Origin of the sequence: Streptomyces sp. NPDC001530, assembly GCF_042894545.1 — a bacterium.
In the GTDB taxonomy this organism is placed as follows: domain Bacteria; phylum Actinomycetota; class Actinomycetes; order Streptomycetales; family Streptomycetaceae; genus Streptomyces.
In genome coordinates this window covers 1-14,530 of sequence record NZ_JBIAVS010000032.1, presented here as the reverse complement: position 1 = coordinate 14,530, position 14,530 = coordinate 1, and the positions used below count along the sequence as shown (strand labels likewise).

Here is a 14,530-nt window from a genome sequence, read left to right as displayed (position 1 = left end):
CCCCCTGGGTGCCCCCGGCCGCGTCCTCCCGCTCATCTCCGCGAGGAGCTCCCGTGCACTGCAACCGCAAAGCCACCCCCGGAGTCCTCAAAGGTCGGTCCGTCGCCACCGCCCTGCTGGCTGCGACAACCGTCCTTGCCGGCTGCGAACGCGGCTCGTCGAGCGGCCCGGAGGAGTCCACCACGGGCTCGAGCGGCTGCCCCGCGGCCCAGGCAAGGGCCCAGGCCGCCGTCAGACAGGCGGAGAAGACGGACGTCCCCTGGAACGGACCGACCAGCGGCCCGCCGGCGGTGTCCGGCAAGACCATCGTCTACGTCGCCCAGACCATGACCAATCCCGGAGTCGCGGGCGCCGCGAAGGGCGTGAGGGCAGCCGCGCGGGTCATCGGCTGGAACGTCCGGGTGATCGACGGTGGCGGTACCCCCGCCGGCATCCAGGCGGCGATGAGCGAGGCCGTGGCCCTCAAGCCCTCGGGCATCGTCATCGGCGGCTTCGACCCCAACTCGACCTCGCGGCAGGTCTCGCGGGCCAACGCGGCACGTATCCCGCTCATCGGCTGGCACGCGGTCGCTGCCCCCGGCCCCAGCCGGCGGCCCCGGCTCTTCACCAACGTCACCACCGACGTCGACGACGTTGCCAGAGTCAGCGCGCAATGGGTCATCTCGCACTCCAACGGCCACGCCGGGGTCGTGGTCTTCACCGACGCCTCGATCCCCTTCGCCAAGAACAAGTCCGAGCTGATCAGGAAGGAGCTCGCCACCTGCTCGGGCGTGAAGCTGCTGGCGTACGAGGACATCCCGATCCCGGACGCGAGCAGCCGCACGCCCCGGGAGGTCTCCTCGCTCCTCTCCCGCTTCCAGGGTCGGTGGACCTACTCCGTCGCCATCAACGACCTGTACTTCGCCGATGCCGCCCCGGCCTTCCGCGCGGCCGGCGAGAAGGGTTCCGGCCCGCCGTTCAACATCGGCGCCGGGGACGGCGACCCCTCCGCCTTCCAGCGCATCAACAGCGAGCAGTACCAGGCGGCCACCGTGCCGGAGCCGCTGTCCCTGCAGGGCTGGCAGATCATCGACGAGTTCAACCGCGCCTTCTCCGGCCGTCCCGCCAGCGGATACGTAGCCCCCGTCCACATCACCACGGCCGACAACAGCGACGGTGCCACGACCTGGGACCCTTCGGGCTACCGGGAGGCGTACCGGAAGATCTGGGGCACGTGACAGCGGCGTCGGGGACTGGTCAACGTGATCCACCGTGATCGGCGCACTGGTCGGCGGTCTCGTCAACAACCCGGTCAACGGCACCGTGCTCGCGGCCATCGTGTGGATCCTGGACGTCATCCTCGGCCCCGTCCTCGACGCCCAAGACCGGCCCGTCGCCTCGCCGGGCGCCCACGCCCTGTGCCACCCCGTGGATCCTGGACCTGTCCTCCCGTCGGCCGGACGCCTCGGCGATCTCGGCCGAGCCCTGCTCGGGTGCCACCTCCCTCACCGAGCAGGCGCACAGCTTGCGTGTCTCAGGGCGACGGGCCGAACTCGGCGCGTGTGGACGGTGGTTCCGCAGCCGTCTATGGCGGCGGGGCGTATGCGGTGAGCAGGAGAGCGATGTCGTCCATCCTGTCGGGGGACTGGCAGGCATCCTGGAGCAGCCCATCGGCCAGATCCTCCAGGCGGTCCCCGCCCATGCGGGCCAGTGAGGCCCGGAGCCGGTCGACGTCGGAACCGATGTCCGAGTCGCGCCTCTCGATCAGCCCGTCCGTGTACAGGACGAGGACCGATCCGGCGACCAGGTGCAGCTCCGACTCCGGGTAGTGGGGCGTTGCCTCGACGCCGAGCAGAGGGCCGCCCGGCACATTCAGGATCTCGGTGCGGCCGTCGGGCAGGCGCAGGAGGGGCGGGCAGTGGCCCGCGCGGACGATGCGCACGACCCCCGAGCGGGGATGGAAGCGGGCGTAGCAGCAGCTGGCGAGCAGCGTGGGGTCGAGGTCCAGATGGAGCCGGTTGGTGCTGGCGACGACGTCGCTCGGCCGGTGCCCGGCGGTGACGAAGGCCCGCATCGCGCTGCGCAGCTGGCCCATGGTGGCCGCGGCGGCGACGTTGTGCCCCTCGACGTCCCCGACGATCAGCGCGACCTCCTCGCCGACGGGGATGACGTCGTACCAGTCGCCGCCGATATCCATCCCCCCGGTGCCCGGAAGATAGCGCCCGGTGATGCGGAGGCCCGGCACTGTGGGCAGCCGGTGCGGCAGCAGCGCGTTCTGCAGGCCGCGGGCGAGGGCGAATTCGGCGTCGTAGAGCCTGGCGCGTTCGAGGGCCTGGGCGATCAGGCCGCCCAGCGCGGTGAGGACGCCACGCTCCTCGTCGGGGAACCGGTGGACGTCGTCGAAGCCGAGCATGCAGGCGCCGACCGGGCGGTTGGAGGCGATCAACGGCAGGAACGCCCAGGAGTTGGAGCGGCCGACCAGAATCCCGGGGTACGTCTCGAGGAGCTCCTCCCGCGACTCGACGAACAGGGGTGCCCCGGAGGTCAGCGCATCCGTCACGGGCAGCCGGGCGTGCAGCGGGCTGCCTTCGAACCGGGCGAGAAACCGCTTCGAGTAGCCGCGCTGCGCGAGCAGGCGCAGGCGCCGCTCCTCCACCACGGCGATCGCCAGCTTCTGACCGCCGAAAGCGGGCAGCAGCTGCTCGGCGACCACATCACACACCTCGTGCGCGGTGACCGCCGCAGTGAGGGCGCTGCCCAGCTCGAGCACGCGGTACAGGGAACCCAGGCGGGGGGCCGTGGGCGGAGGCGACAGGGAGGCGGGCGGACCCTCCTCCGCGACGGGCGCCCCGGGTCCGGTCCCGGCAGGCACCGGCTGGCTCACGGGTGCCGCCCATCCCGTCATGCCCTGCCCGCCCGGGTGCAGGGAGAAGACGAGCCACTCGTCGGGTGGGCGGCGGACCAGGAAGGAGACCGGTTGCTGGGAGACCGCGGCGGCCCGGTAGCGGTCCTCGTACACGGGATCGGCCAGCCAGGGCAGCACGTCCCAGGGACGCCGGCCGAGCAGCTCGTCCTGGCGGACCCCGAGCAGACCCTCCAGACTGTGGTTGGCGTAGGTGACACGTCCGTCCAGGGAGAGCGCGAAGAAGCCGTCCGCGAGCCGCTCGAGCGCCGCCACGGCAGCCATGCCGCTTCCGGAGTCGAGCACGGCGCCGACCAGATGGGACGCCGTCTGTGGGTCGTGCGGGCTCTCGGGTACCCGGCCCCACAGCTCGACGGTGCGAAGCCCCCCACCGCCATCCCGGATGCGCACGTAGTGCGCGAGCACATGCCCCTCCTCGACCGCGGCACGGGCGGCGGACCGGAAACCGGGCAGATCCGCAGGCTCGATCCTGGCGGCCAGGGTGGCCAACCGTCCGTCGAACTCGCGGGGCGGAATCCCGAAGATCGCGCACAGCTCGTCGTCGGCCGTGAGGGCTCCGGTGTCGAGGTTCCAGTCGAACAGGCCCACCCGTATCACCGGAGCCGACGGCACCGGGACCACCACTGGAGCCGTCCGTTCGTCCAACTCGCCGAGCAGCCGGTGGGCGCTCAGCCCGGCGAGGGCGGTGCCCAGACGGTCGGCCGCGGAGCGCAGCTGCCGGCGCTGCGCCCTCGACAGCCCCGTCCGGTCGGCCCCGGGCGTCCACAGCACGGCCATCGTTCCGAAGGTCCACCCGCCCGCTCTGACGGGCACCGAGGCAGAGCCGAAGGGATAGGGCACGGCGACCGAGAGCTGGGGGAAGCGCCGCATCGTCTCCTCCGCGTCGGTCAGGTGGACCATCCGTCCGGAGCGGTATGCCTCCGCCACCGGGATACGGCTGTTCACCGGGATCCGACGCCACCCGCCCAGCAGGGAGGGCGGTGTCCCGCACGCCGCGGCCAGTACGAGCGAGTGATGGTCGCTGGAGAGCAGGAACACACTTCCGGCATGCGCTCCGGTCACCTCCACGGCACTGACGAGGGCTCTGACCAGCGCTTCGTCGCGCTCGGGCGCTTCGCCGACAGTCGCGGCGCCGAACGGGTACGAGCTCGATGCCACACCGTTGGCCGACACGTTGCCCTCGATCATCCCTGGATAATTTGTTCCATTTTAGGTTGGCTTGCGGCTCCCTGTGGGCGAGTGCCGGGCCGGAATCAGGGGGGCGGTGATCGGTGGTGCGGGGGCCGCCGTTGGTTCAGAGGCGCCGTTGGTTCATCGGATGTGGCGCAGCCGGCAGCTCTCACCGGCCGCGGCGGCCTTCCTCGAGTGCGCGACTCGAATGCCAGGTGGTCTCGAAAGTAAGCCGACCACGGGTGACTGAGGGCGCAAGGACCGTGCGCATACGCCGACTTGGCGGCTTTCGGCCGAAGCATGGCGACGGAAGCGCCAAGCGGATGCGGCTCCCCTCGCTTCAGCGGAAGGCGTGGTGGGAGACGCCGAGGCTGCCAGGGGTCGCAGGATCACATCCTGTCGTCCCGACCAGCTCATGAGCAGGTCGGAGGCCGTTTTCTCAGCGATGAGAAGACGGCCTTTCCCGTTCCCTCTTTCAGGGCAGGGGCCTCGCTCAGGACAGGCGGCCGACGTGGGCGAGGGCCTGCTTGAGAAGGACCCCGTGTCCGCCCGGCATCTCGTCGATGACCAGCGGCGACGAGGCCTCTTCCGGGCTGAACCAGACCAGGTCGAGGGCGTCCTGCCGGGGGCGGCAGTCGCCGGTCACCGGAACGATGTAGGCCAGCGACACGGCGTGCTGGCGGGGGTCGTGGAAGGGCGTGACCCCCAGCGTCGGGAAGTACTCGGCAACGGTGAAGGGCTGCAGGGAGGCCGGGATCCGGGGCAGTGCCACCGGGCCGAGGTCCTTCTCCAGGTGGCGCAGGAGGGCGTCGCGGACCCGTTCGTGGTGCAGCACCCGGCCGGAGACGAGAGAGCGGGTGACGGTTCCGTCCGGTCCGATGCCCAGCAGGAGTCCGATGTGGGTGACTTCGCCACTGTCGTCGACGCGCACGGGGACCGCTTCGACATACAGGATCGGCATGCGTGCGCGGGCCAGTTCCAGTTCGTCGGGATTCAGCCAGCCGGGCGAGGTTTCGGTCATGTCAGACATTGGTTGATCATACTTTCCGAGTTGGCCGCTTCGCTCTTCCGCTGAGGCCCGATCCCGCCCCTCACCGCGTGGGGGCGGCGGTCCCGTCCCAGCGCAGCAGGGCGGTTCCGATGGACATGCCGCCGCCGAATCCGGCCAGCAACAGCGTGTCCCCGTCGTGGAAGGCGCCTGCGCGGCGTGCCGCGTCGAGCGCGAGCGGCACGGACGCCGCACCCGTGTTGGCGTGCTCGGCGACCGTCATATGGGTGCGGGCGCGGGGGAGTCCGAGGCGGGGCAGGACCTCGAGCAGCATGGCCCCGTTGGCCTGATGCGGAACGAAGTGGTCGACGGCGTGCGGATCCGTACCGCAGGTGCTGAGCAACCGCTGTATCGCGGCGGGAAGTTCCGCCGTCACGAACTCCCGCACGGCACGTCCCCGCATCCGGAAGAAGTGCTCGCCCTCGGCGAGGGATTTCTCCGAGGCGGGTGTGCGGCTGCCGCCCGCGGGGACCCCGATCATGTCGTGGTGCTCGCCGAAGCTGGTGAGGTCCGAGCCGACGATGCCGTATCCGGCGCGCACCGGGCCGAGCACCACCGCCCCCGCGCCGTCACCGAACAGCACGGCGGTGCGCCGGTCGGTCGGATCGATGATGCGCGAGTACACGTCGGCGCCCACGACCAGCCCGTACGGTGCCTCGCCCGCCGTATCGGCGCAGAGCAGGCGCGCCGCGGTGACCAGGGCGAAGACGAAGCCGCTGCACACGGCGTTGATGTCGAACGCGGCGGCCCCGGCCGCCCCGAGGCGGTACTGCACCAGGCTCGCGGTCGCCGGCTGGGGGTGGTCCGGAGTCGAGGTCGCCACCACGATCCAGCCGAGTCGACGCGCCCCGACGCCGGCGTCGGCGAGCGCGGCCCGCGCCGCGGCCACGGCGAGGTCGGACGTCGCCTCGTGATCGGCAACGTACCGGCGCTCGTGGATGCCGGTCTTGCGGACGATCCAGTCGGCTGTCACCCCCACGCGCTCGGCGACGACGCTGTTGGGCACGGTGTCCGGAGGCAGGAACGATCCGGTTCCGCGAATTCCGGTGGCGAGGGGTCCACGCTGAGCGGTCACGGTCTGCTCCTGGTCGGTGGTCCGCGGTGGCCCGTGTCGACTGCCGCGCAGGCCCCAGCGTCCTGACGACCCTGGGAACCTCGTGCTATGGGAGGACACCCCTACTCGTCGCGTCCTCCCCCCGATCCCCGACCCGCTCTCCATCGCGTCGAGCGGTGAGCCACTCGGTGTCGGACCAGACGACCGCGGCCGGGATCCGGTCCGCGTGGTCCGGGTTCTGCTCCAGCCGCGCACGGACACTCGCGTGCACGTGCGCGTCCCGCGGAAGGCCCCGGCGCCGGTAGGTGAGCAGGGCCCAGATCCAGCCCATCCGGTGCACCGTCCCCAGGGCGTCGTCGGGCACGAGGGTCACCTCGCGCGCGTACGCCCCGGTCTTCAGCAGGAGGCCTTCGTCGAGGGCGCCGTCCACGATCCACTTGAGGGCGATGGTGGGGAGTCGCGGATCGTCGTCGAAGGTCCCGCCGACGTCGGAGTGCACCCCGGCGAACCACACCTGCTCGACCGAGTCGGGCGAGGGGTGCTTCGTGTCGGGCGTGACCAGGTACTCGCGATACGGTCTGCGCTTCTCGTCGATGGACACGGCATGGCGCACGCGGCGGACGTTCGGGAGATGACGGGTGTACGGCCACCGCAGGTTCCAGCGCAGCACACCGGCCGCCTTGACGGAGTCCCAGATCCCCAGGTACGCGACGGAGATGCCGACGCGCCCGTCGACCGCGTTGCTGAAGGCGCCCGCGAAATGGTGGAGTTGGTCCCAGTCCTGCCGGGTCCAGTCCTTGCTCTTGGCGTAGACGGACACGGCGTACGGGACGAGGTTCTCCATGCCGGGCCGCATCAGGCCGACCGCCTTGAGCATGCCCACGAGCGCGCGGGCCGTGTACGCGCCGCGACTGAAACCGAAGACATAGATCCGGTCGCCGGGCTGGTAATGCCCCATCAGATACGTGTACGCCTCGGCGAGGTTGGCCTTCATTCCGGAGCCGAAGGTGAGACCGAAGAGCTTCGACAGGCGCCGGGCGGCGGGCGTCCAGGCACCCGCGGCGGAGAAGGTGCCGACTCCGGGGTCGTAGAAGGCGATCTGCCGGCCGGGATCGGAGAGGTCCAGCATTTCGTAGAGCCGGACGACGTTGGTGTTCCCTTTCGCCTTCAACTGATTGCCCGTGCCGTCCAGGCAGATGACGAGGTTCTTGGCCATGCCGGACCTCACGTTCACTGACACACCAGGACACATAGGACTTTCATAAATATAATAAGGGAAATGATGCTCGCAGGCAGTCTCCGGCCTCGCGGGCAGTCTCCGGCTCAGTCGGGTTCCGGAGGATCCATGGCCGGTTCCGTAGTTCACCTCGAAGAGGGCGCCGGCCTGCCGCGCACCCACGCGCTGGTCATCGGCGTCGGCAAGTACCCGCATCTCGCGGGTGGCGAGGCACCGGTGGCGGACTCCGACGGGATGCGGCAGCTCAGCTCGCCTCCCGTCTCGGCCCGCACCCTCGCGGACTGGCTGCTGGCCAAGTACAACGATCCGCGGCGACCGCTCGGCAGTCTCGCCCTGCTGCTGAGCGAGGAGCAGCCGACCCCGTTCGAAAACCCGCGCACGAAGACCCCTCACGACGTCGACGTCGCCACCATCGACAACATCCTCACCGCGATCACGGACTGGTACGACCGCGGTAACACCCACGTCGACAACCGGCTCATCTTCTACTTCTGCGGACACGGGGTCTCGCAAGGTGAGGACATGGCGCTCCTTGCCGCCGACATCTTCGACGACGAGCACAACCCCCTCAACTGCGCACTGGACTTCGCGGGTCTGATGAACGGGCTCGCGCGGTGCAGGGCCAGCCAGCAGGTGTTCTTCGTCGACGCCTGTCGGTCCAACTCCGATGTGCTGATCGAGAGTTCGGGCACGCGGTTCGCCGGGCGGTCGCCGCTCGGAGCCGGGGCGCGTCCGCTCGATCTGCCCAGACGCTTCCACATTCCGTACTACGCCACCCTGGCCGGGGACCGCTCGCACGCGCGGCCCGGGCAGGTGAGCCTGTTCACCGAGGCGCTGCTCAAGAGCCTCGCCGGTGCGGCGAGCGACGATCCCGAGGGCGACTGGCGGGTCAACACCTCTGGTCTCCTCGAGGCGATCGACCACTTCATGCATCAGCCGCAGTTCGCCGGAGCGGTCGCGGGCGTCCAGGTCCCCTCGGTCGGTGAACTGCCCGTGTTCGTGCTGCACGAGCTGGCCGAACTCCCCGTCGTCCCCGTGTACGTGAGCTGCGGGCGGGCGGAGGACAACGCCGAAGCCGAATTCGTCTGCCGCGAGGGCGGCCAGGAACGGCGCCGGCGGGCGCCCGGTGACGTCGACGAGGCGGATCCGAAGGGCGAGTGGGCCATTGAACTCCACTTCGGGAACTACGACTTCGAGGCGAGACTCGGCGACCACGACGTGCTGACCAAGTCCGTCACCGTACGTCCGGTCTTCCGCCGCGTACAGCTGGTGAAGCCATGAGTGGCGTCCTGAGCGTGCGGGTCGCGCTGAGCCTCAACGAAACCGACGTCGCCGGCGGGGCGAAAGTCGTCGGCAACATCTACCCTGCCGACGGCGGCGGCGGTGCCGCGCTCCGCAACGTCCTCTTCCCCTGCGGTACTTCGGCCCCGCCGGCACGCTACGAGGTCGAACCCGGCCGCTACACCGTGTCCGTCACGCTGCCCTCCGGCGTCCTGCTCTCCAAGGACGCCGAGGCACGGGAAGGCACCGACACGTCCGTGACGCTGTGCACGGCGCCCTCGCCGTACGAGTCGCACTCCTGGCAGTACCTGATGGGCAACATCGAGTCCTACGGGGCCTACCACGACAGCGAGCCGACACCGGTGCCCCGCTCCCGGGGATCGAGCTCCGGGGTCCGGGAGTGGTCCTCGGTCGTCGAACGCGGCCACGCCGCCTGGGTCGGCGACCCCAAGACGGCCAGCTGGCAGTTCGCGTCCATGCTCAAGCTCACCGAGGAGCCCCCGCAGGGACCGGCGGTGTTCGAGATCGCCCACTCCGTGCCCCGTTCCGTCCCCAGCCTGGACCTGGGCGACGCGGCGGCGCGGCTCTTCCGCTTCGGCCCGCACGGCCCGGTCGACGAGCACGGCGAGCCCAGGCTCGGCGGGCCCACGGGTGCACGGCAGTTCCTGGTCGTCGCGCTGGCCGGCAGCGAATACGTCGTCACCCTCCCGGCGCCCTGGGGGTCCGCGCAGATCGAGGTCCTCGTCAACGAACGGCAGAGCCCCACCGGCAGCGCCGTCTCGGTGATCGTGCGCGACAGCCAGGTCGGACCCGCCCTCGGCTATATGGTCCGCGGCGCCTTCGACTCGGCCGCGACCCTCGTCAAGGACGCGGAGAGCATGCTCTACGGCACGATGGCGAACCCGCTCGCGGCGGTGGCCGGCGCCTACGTGCTGGTCGGCAGCGAGCTGACCGAGCGGCCGCGCCGCTGGGACCCGTGGCTCTCCCGGCTGCGGAACGAGTTCGACTGGATGAGCGACGGATCCCTGCTGTGGGCCATGCGCCATCTGCGCCGGGCGCACAGCGAGGCGGAGCGGGAGGCGGCGCGCGACGCGCTCGTCGAGGCCTTCGACCGCGGAGTGCCGGTCTTCACCCTGGGCCTGAGCCGCCTCATCCACGGGCTGTCCGAATTCCCCGACGACCCGGAGTGCGTCGACCGGCTCGAGCAGGCCCGCCGCCTGTCGTGGCGCGTCGACCTGCGCGAGCCGTTCGTGATCGTCGCTCTGTACAAGAGGCCGGAATGACCGGTCCGCTTGGGAGGCCGCAATGATCAGGTTCACCATGATGCCCGGCGAGGACGGCGACTGCCTGCTCCTGGAGTACGGCGACGACACCTTCGTACGCCGCATCCTCGTCGACGGCGGCCGCGCGGGCACGTATCCGCTCATCAAGCCGACGCTCGCCGGGCTCGACGGCCTGGTCGACCTCCTCGTCGTCACCCATGTCGACCAGGACCACATCCTCGGGGTGCTCGCCCTGATGGACGACCCCGACCGGTCGGTGGAGTTCGGCGACGTCTGGTTCAACGGCTTCGACCAGCTCCTGGACGCCGAGGGGTTCGGCGCCGTGGACGGCGAAAAGTTCACCAGCGCCCTGCTCGCGCAGAAGGTGCCGTGGAACGACGCGTTCGGCGGGCGCAGCGTCGAAGTCGGACGGGAGCTCGCGTGGTTCGACGACGGCTCCACGATGGACGTGCTCTCGCCCGACCGCGGGCAACTGGAGAAGCTGGCCCCGGCCTGGAGCGCGGAATGCGCCAGGAACGGTCTGATCCCGGGCCGGGACCCCGACGAGATCCCCCCGGTGGAGGGCTTCGAGCACTTCGGTGCCCCGAACGTGGAGCAGCTAGCCGCGTCACCGTTCAAGCCGGACACCTCGAAGACGAACCTCACCAGCATCGGCCTCCTCTTCGAGTTCGAGGGCAGGCGCATCGTCCTCACCGGCGACGCCGACGACCGCAGGCTCGTGGAGTCGATACGACCCCGGGCCGAGGCGGAGGGCGGCCGCTTCCACCTCGACGTCCTCAAGGTCGCCCACCACGGCAGCGACCACAACCTCTCGAACGAACTGCTCGACCTGATCGACTGCGACCGCTATCTGATATCCACGAGCGGCGCCCGGCACGACCACCCCAACGAGATCGCCCTCGCCCGCATCCTCAAGCGCGGCGGCACCGAGAAGGACATCGTCTTCAACTACCGTGACCGCGCGGCCCTATGGGACGTCCCCGCCCTCAAGAACCGCTTCGGCTACACCGTGACGGCGCCGGAGGAGGACGCGGAGGACGGGTTCGTCAGCTTCGACCTATGAGTTCCGGACTGACGGCGGCGTACGAGGATATCGAGTTCCACGATCACGGGAGTGACGCCGATCAGTTGATGACCACTGACCTTCCAGCGTAGAAGTAACCGCAGTTGTTCGTGTAGCCACCGCGATAGCAGGTCTCCGGATCGGTGATCGACTTGTTGCTGTTGTCGTAGTTCCGAGCCGCGGCGCTGCCCGGCCTGTGCCCCCAGAATCCACCCTGCTGTTCGCGGTACCAGTGGTAGTCCCAGCCGGGCCAGACCACCAGAGCCATGTGCCGACGGGGATTCTCGCGCGCCGGGAGCGAGCCGCACCAGGACTCTTCGTCGTCGCCTATTGCGGAGACCTTGAACTCCCGGTAGCCGAAGCCGTCGTATCTCTGTCCGGGAATCCCCGCCACATCACTGCTTGCTTCGTCGACGGTCGCCAGAAGTTCGTCCGTGGCGGCCGCGTCGGAGATTATCCATGTCGGATTGGGCCCTGGCGCCCGGGCATGATCAGGGTCTTGGAACCCCACGCACGGAGGATCTCGTTTCCCAGCGGCACTGCCGGCGGAAGCGTGATGCCGATGGCTTCGACCCCGGGGCGGCCTAGAAGGCCCGGGTCCTGTTCGTCAAACCGCTGAGCTCCCGATGGGCCATCAGTTGTGTTGTTTTCCAAGGGAGTTAGAGCGGGAACCTCGAACTGCTCGTCGCTCGCGGGCGTGGCACACATCACCCTCGGATTAGGCGGAAAGGTGGAGCGGGGCTTCACAGGTTCATGACACGCTCACCCCTGGTTACCCGCCGGTAATCCCATGTCACCCCCCACCCCCCCTCAGGACTGACCTTGCGTATCCGCAAGCGGCCCCTGCGCGCCGTCATGCCCGCGCTCGCCGCATCCGCCCTCTTCCTTGCCGCCGGTTGCTCCGCAGAGCCCGGTGCGCACGCCCCCTCCGCCGCCGAACGCGCCGAGGGTGCCGAAGCCTCCGCCATCGCGACCGCGGACACCGGCCAACCGCTCGCCGTCGCCGCCGCTCCCGAGGCGGCAGCCACCTCGACCGCCGTCGCGCGGCCGGGTGCGACGGGCGGCAAGGTCCGTAAGACCGGGCTGAAAGTGAAGTCGTACGACAGCCACACCCGACGTGCCGTCATATCCCCTGAAAACAAAGGAACTTCGACAGGCGAGGGGAGATCCGGAGACGAGGGGGCTTCGTCGCCGTCCCCGAGTGCCGGGAGTACGGCGCGGCCGCGCGGCACCGCCGTCGGCGACGTGATCGCCAGCGCCCCCGCGCCCGGCGCCCCGGACGGACTCCTCGCCAAGGTCACCAAGGTGATCGGCGAGAGCGCGGACGGCACCGAGGTCCAGACCGCGCCGACGACCCTGGACACCCTGCTCGGCGACGACGAGGCGAAGGGCTCCGTCCCCGTCGATCCCGCGTCCTTCGAGGTCGAGCGGCTGCTGCCCGAGGTGAAGGTCTCCTGGGCGAAGACGGGGGACATCCACTCCGGACCGGAGGGCACGAAGGTCCCGCTCGGCAGCCTGCGGATCGACGTCGGGGCGAAGGTCGGCACGGCACAGGGGGCACCGGCCTCGGCGACGGCGTCCGTGTCCGGTTTCGTCCAGGTCGCGCCCGAGGTCGACTTCTCCTACGGCGGTGACTCGACCGGTTCCGGACCGGCGGCGGCGTACCTTGGCGTCTCCGGCGACTGGACCTCGCGGTGGGCGGTCAAGGGGCGCGCGGCGGCCTCCGCCCAGCCCGTGCGGCTGCCGTTCGCGAAGCTGCACGCCGACCCCGTACTCCAGGTCGGCCCGATTCCCGTCGTGGTGAACCTCGATCTGACCTGCTACTTCCAGATCGGCGCCGACGGGAATGTCACCGTCGACATCGAGCAGGACCTCAAGGGCGACTTCAAGGCCGGTGGCACCTTCGGCCCTGCCAAGGGCTGGACGCCCGTGAACGAGTCGCACATGACGAGCTCACCGGTACGCACCTCCGTCACCGCGGCCGGAAGCGTCAAGGCGTCCCTCGGCGCGGAAGCCACCGTCGGTCTGTACGGAACAGTCGGCGTCACCGCCGACCTGGCCCCGTATCTCCGCGGTGAGGCCGCGGGCTCGGTCGACGCCACGTCCGCGACCGGCGCCACGGCGAAGACCGGTGTCGGAGCGTCAGGTGCCTGGGCCGTCTACGGCGGCGTCGACCTGACCGGCACCCTGCGTATCCAGCTGTCCGTCTTCGGCACACCTGTCTTCCAACACAGCATCCCCCTGGGCACGTTGCACCGGGAGTGGAAGCTCGCCGATGGCAAGGTGTAGCCGTACGACCCGGCCGGGCCCGGTGGCAACCAGGCGACCAGGCCCGGGAGTTGGGCGTCGAGCACGTCCTCGGCGCCCAACGGGCCACCCCACTCTCCCCATTGGTTGATCATTCATCGCTCCGACACCTCCAGACGCTGGCGTTTTCCACAACGGCCCGGAAAGCTGAGCTGGGCATGCCAAGACGACGCATGGCCTGCCCTGCCCCCATGCCGCGGTCGATCTGGAGGACGCAGTGAAGAGAAGCTCGCGGATCCGCAGGGTCTCGCTCATCCTCGGCAGCGCCGTCGCACTGGTCGTCGCCTTTCCCGGCAGCGCGCTCGCCGACCCGCCGAAGGCCTTGCCCGCGAACGCGGACGGACTGGAGCAGACGTTCCAACCGGCCTACGACTACGACACGGACGGCTGCTACCCGACTCCCGCCATCGGCCCCGACGGCACCATCAACGGCGGCCTCAAGCCGACCGGCGCCCTCAACGGCCAGTGCCACGACTCCTGGGACCTCGACAACACCAACGGCTACGCGCGCGAGAAGTGCAACAACGGCTGGTGCGCCATCATGTACGGCCTGTACTTCGAGAAGGACCAGGCCGTGGCCGGCAGCAGCCTCGGCGGGCACCGCCACGACTGGGAGCACGTCGTGGTGTGGGTGCAGGACAACGAGGCCAAGTACGTGTCCACTTCGGCCCACGGCAACTTCAACATCTACGGCCGCGACCAGATCCGCTGGGACGGCACGCACCCCAAGGTCGTCTACCACAAGGACGGCGTCAGCACGCACTGCTTCCGCCCGGCCAACTCCAACGACGAACCGCCGGAGAACCACTACCACACCTGGCAGTTCCCCGCGCTGGTCGGCTGGAACGGCTACCCCGCCGGCCTCAGGGACAAGCTGAGCGCGTACGACTTCGGCAGCGCCACCTTCGGTCTCAAGGACGGCAACTTCAACTACCACCTGGAGAGGGCCAAGCCGGCCGGCATCTCGTTCGACCCCAACGCCTGATCGACGCGAGGGCGCCACCGACCGTGCCGACGTGCAAGGCCATTCCCCCGCGTGCGGTAGTGTTTACCTGCACGAACACGGGGGTCACCCCCGGGTGAGAAGCATCGGGACGTGGCGCAGCTTGGTAGCGCACTTGACTGGGGGTCAAGGGGTCGCAGGTTCAAATCCTGTCGTCCCGACGGTGCGAAGGGTCTTCGCAG

The 14,530-nt window shown here is 69.9% G+C and carries 12 protein-coding genes and 1 tRNA gene; 8 read left to right on the top strand and 5 right to left on the bottom strand.

Features of this window, described 5'->3' with window-relative positions:
- Window positions 1-53: 53 nt before the first annotated feature.
- Window positions 54-1,217 carry a substrate-binding domain-containing protein gene (locus ACFY0T_RS43845; RefSeq protein ID WP_388884133.1) on the top strand — a complete coding sequence of 388 codons (1,164 nt, stop codon included), beginning with the start codon at window positions 54-56 and terminating at the stop codon, window positions 1,215-1,217.
- A 34-nt stretch (window positions 1,218-1,251) separates the two neighbouring features.
- Window positions 1,252-1,590, top strand: a complete 339-nt coding sequence (locus ACFY0T_RS43840; RefSeq protein WP_388884132.1) for a hypothetical protein — start codon at window positions 1,252-1,254, stop codon at window positions 1,588-1,590.
- Here the strand turns inward: ACFY0T_RS43840 and ACFY0T_RS43835 are convergent.
- The 4 genes from ACFY0T_RS43835 to ACFY0T_RS43820 form a co-directional block, all read right to left on the bottom strand.
- Complete coding sequence (locus ACFY0T_RS43835; protein ID WP_388884131.1) at window positions 1,565-4,090, bottom strand: SpoIIE family protein phosphatase; 2,526 nt, start codon at window positions 4,088-4,090, stop codon at window positions 1,565-1,567. The two genes, ACFY0T_RS43840 and ACFY0T_RS43835, sit on opposite strands and share 26 nt — an antisense overlap.
- A 475-nt stretch (window positions 4,091-4,565) precedes the next feature.
- Window positions 4,566-5,093, bottom strand: a complete 528-nt coding sequence (locus ACFY0T_RS43830) for an NUDIX hydrolase family protein (protein ID WP_388884197.1) — start codon at window positions 5,091-5,093, stop codon at window positions 4,566-4,568.
- A 70-nt stretch (window positions 5,094-5,163) separates the two neighbouring features.
- Window positions 5,164-6,195 (bottom strand): 3-oxoacyl-ACP synthase III family protein, encoded by a 1,032-nt coding sequence (locus tag ACFY0T_RS43825; RefSeq protein WP_388884130.1) that lies wholly within the window; start codon window positions 6,193-6,195, stop codon window positions 5,164-5,166.
- 85 nt (window positions 6,196-6,280) lie between these two features.
- Window positions 6,281-7,390, bottom strand: coding sequence for a DUF2235 domain-containing protein (locus ACFY0T_RS43820; RefSeq protein ID WP_388884129.1), 1,110 nt, complete (start codon window positions 7,388-7,390; stop codon window positions 6,281-6,283).
- A 129-nt stretch (window positions 7,391-7,519) separates the two neighbouring features.
- Between ACFY0T_RS43820 and ACFY0T_RS43815 the strand changes: the two genes are divergently transcribed.
- Genes ACFY0T_RS43815 through ACFY0T_RS43805 form a run of 3 tightly spaced genes read left to right on the top strand, consistent with a single transcriptional unit; the run spans window position 7,520 to window position 11,038 of the window.
- The gene (locus ACFY0T_RS43815; RefSeq protein ID WP_388884128.1) at window positions 7,520-8,692 is read left to right on the top strand and encodes a caspase domain-containing protein; all 1,173 of its coding nucleotides are present in this window, start codon (window positions 7,520-7,522) and stop codon (window positions 8,690-8,692) included.
- Entirely contained in the window at window positions 8,689-9,975 is a 1,287-nt protein-coding gene (locus ACFY0T_RS43810; RefSeq protein WP_388884127.1) for a hypothetical protein, read from the top strand. Before ACFY0T_RS43815 ends, ACFY0T_RS43810 begins: the two co-directional genes overlap by 4 nt.
- 22 nt (window positions 9,976-9,997) lie before the next feature.
- Window positions 9,998-11,038: a ComEC/Rec2 family competence protein gene (locus ACFY0T_RS43805; protein WP_388884126.1), complete on the top strand. Its 1,041-nt coding sequence runs from the start codon at window positions 9,998-10,000 to the stop codon at window positions 11,036-11,038.
- A 61-nt stretch (window positions 11,039-11,099) separates the two neighbouring features.
- Here ACFY0T_RS43805 and ACFY0T_RS43800 read toward each other — a convergent pair whose 3' ends face one another.
- Window positions 11,100-11,549 carry a hypothetical protein gene (locus ACFY0T_RS43800; RefSeq protein ID WP_388884125.1) on the bottom strand — a complete coding sequence of 150 codons (450 nt, stop codon included), beginning with the start codon at window positions 11,547-11,549 and terminating at the stop codon, window positions 11,100-11,102.
- A gap of 344 nt (window positions 11,550-11,893) precedes the next feature.
- Between ACFY0T_RS43800 and ACFY0T_RS43795 the strand changes: the two genes are divergently transcribed.
- The 3 genes from ACFY0T_RS43795 (at window position 11,894) to ACFY0T_RS43785 (ending at window position 14,509) form a co-directional block, all read left to right on the top strand.
- Window positions 11,894-13,327 (top strand): hypothetical protein, encoded by a 1,434-nt coding sequence (locus tag ACFY0T_RS43795; RefSeq protein ID WP_388884196.1) that lies wholly within the window; start codon window positions 11,894-11,896, stop codon window positions 13,325-13,327.
- 235 nt (window positions 13,328-13,562) lie between these two features.
- Complete coding sequence (locus ACFY0T_RS43790; RefSeq protein WP_388884124.1) at window positions 13,563-14,330, top strand: NPP1 family protein; 768 nt, start codon at window positions 13,563-13,565, stop codon at window positions 14,328-14,330.
- A 105-nt stretch (window positions 14,331-14,435) separates the two neighbouring features.
- Window positions 14,436-14,509: transfer RNA gene (locus tag ACFY0T_RS43785), tRNA-Pro, on the top strand.
- The last annotated feature ends 21 nt before the right edge of the window (window positions 14,510-14,530 follow it).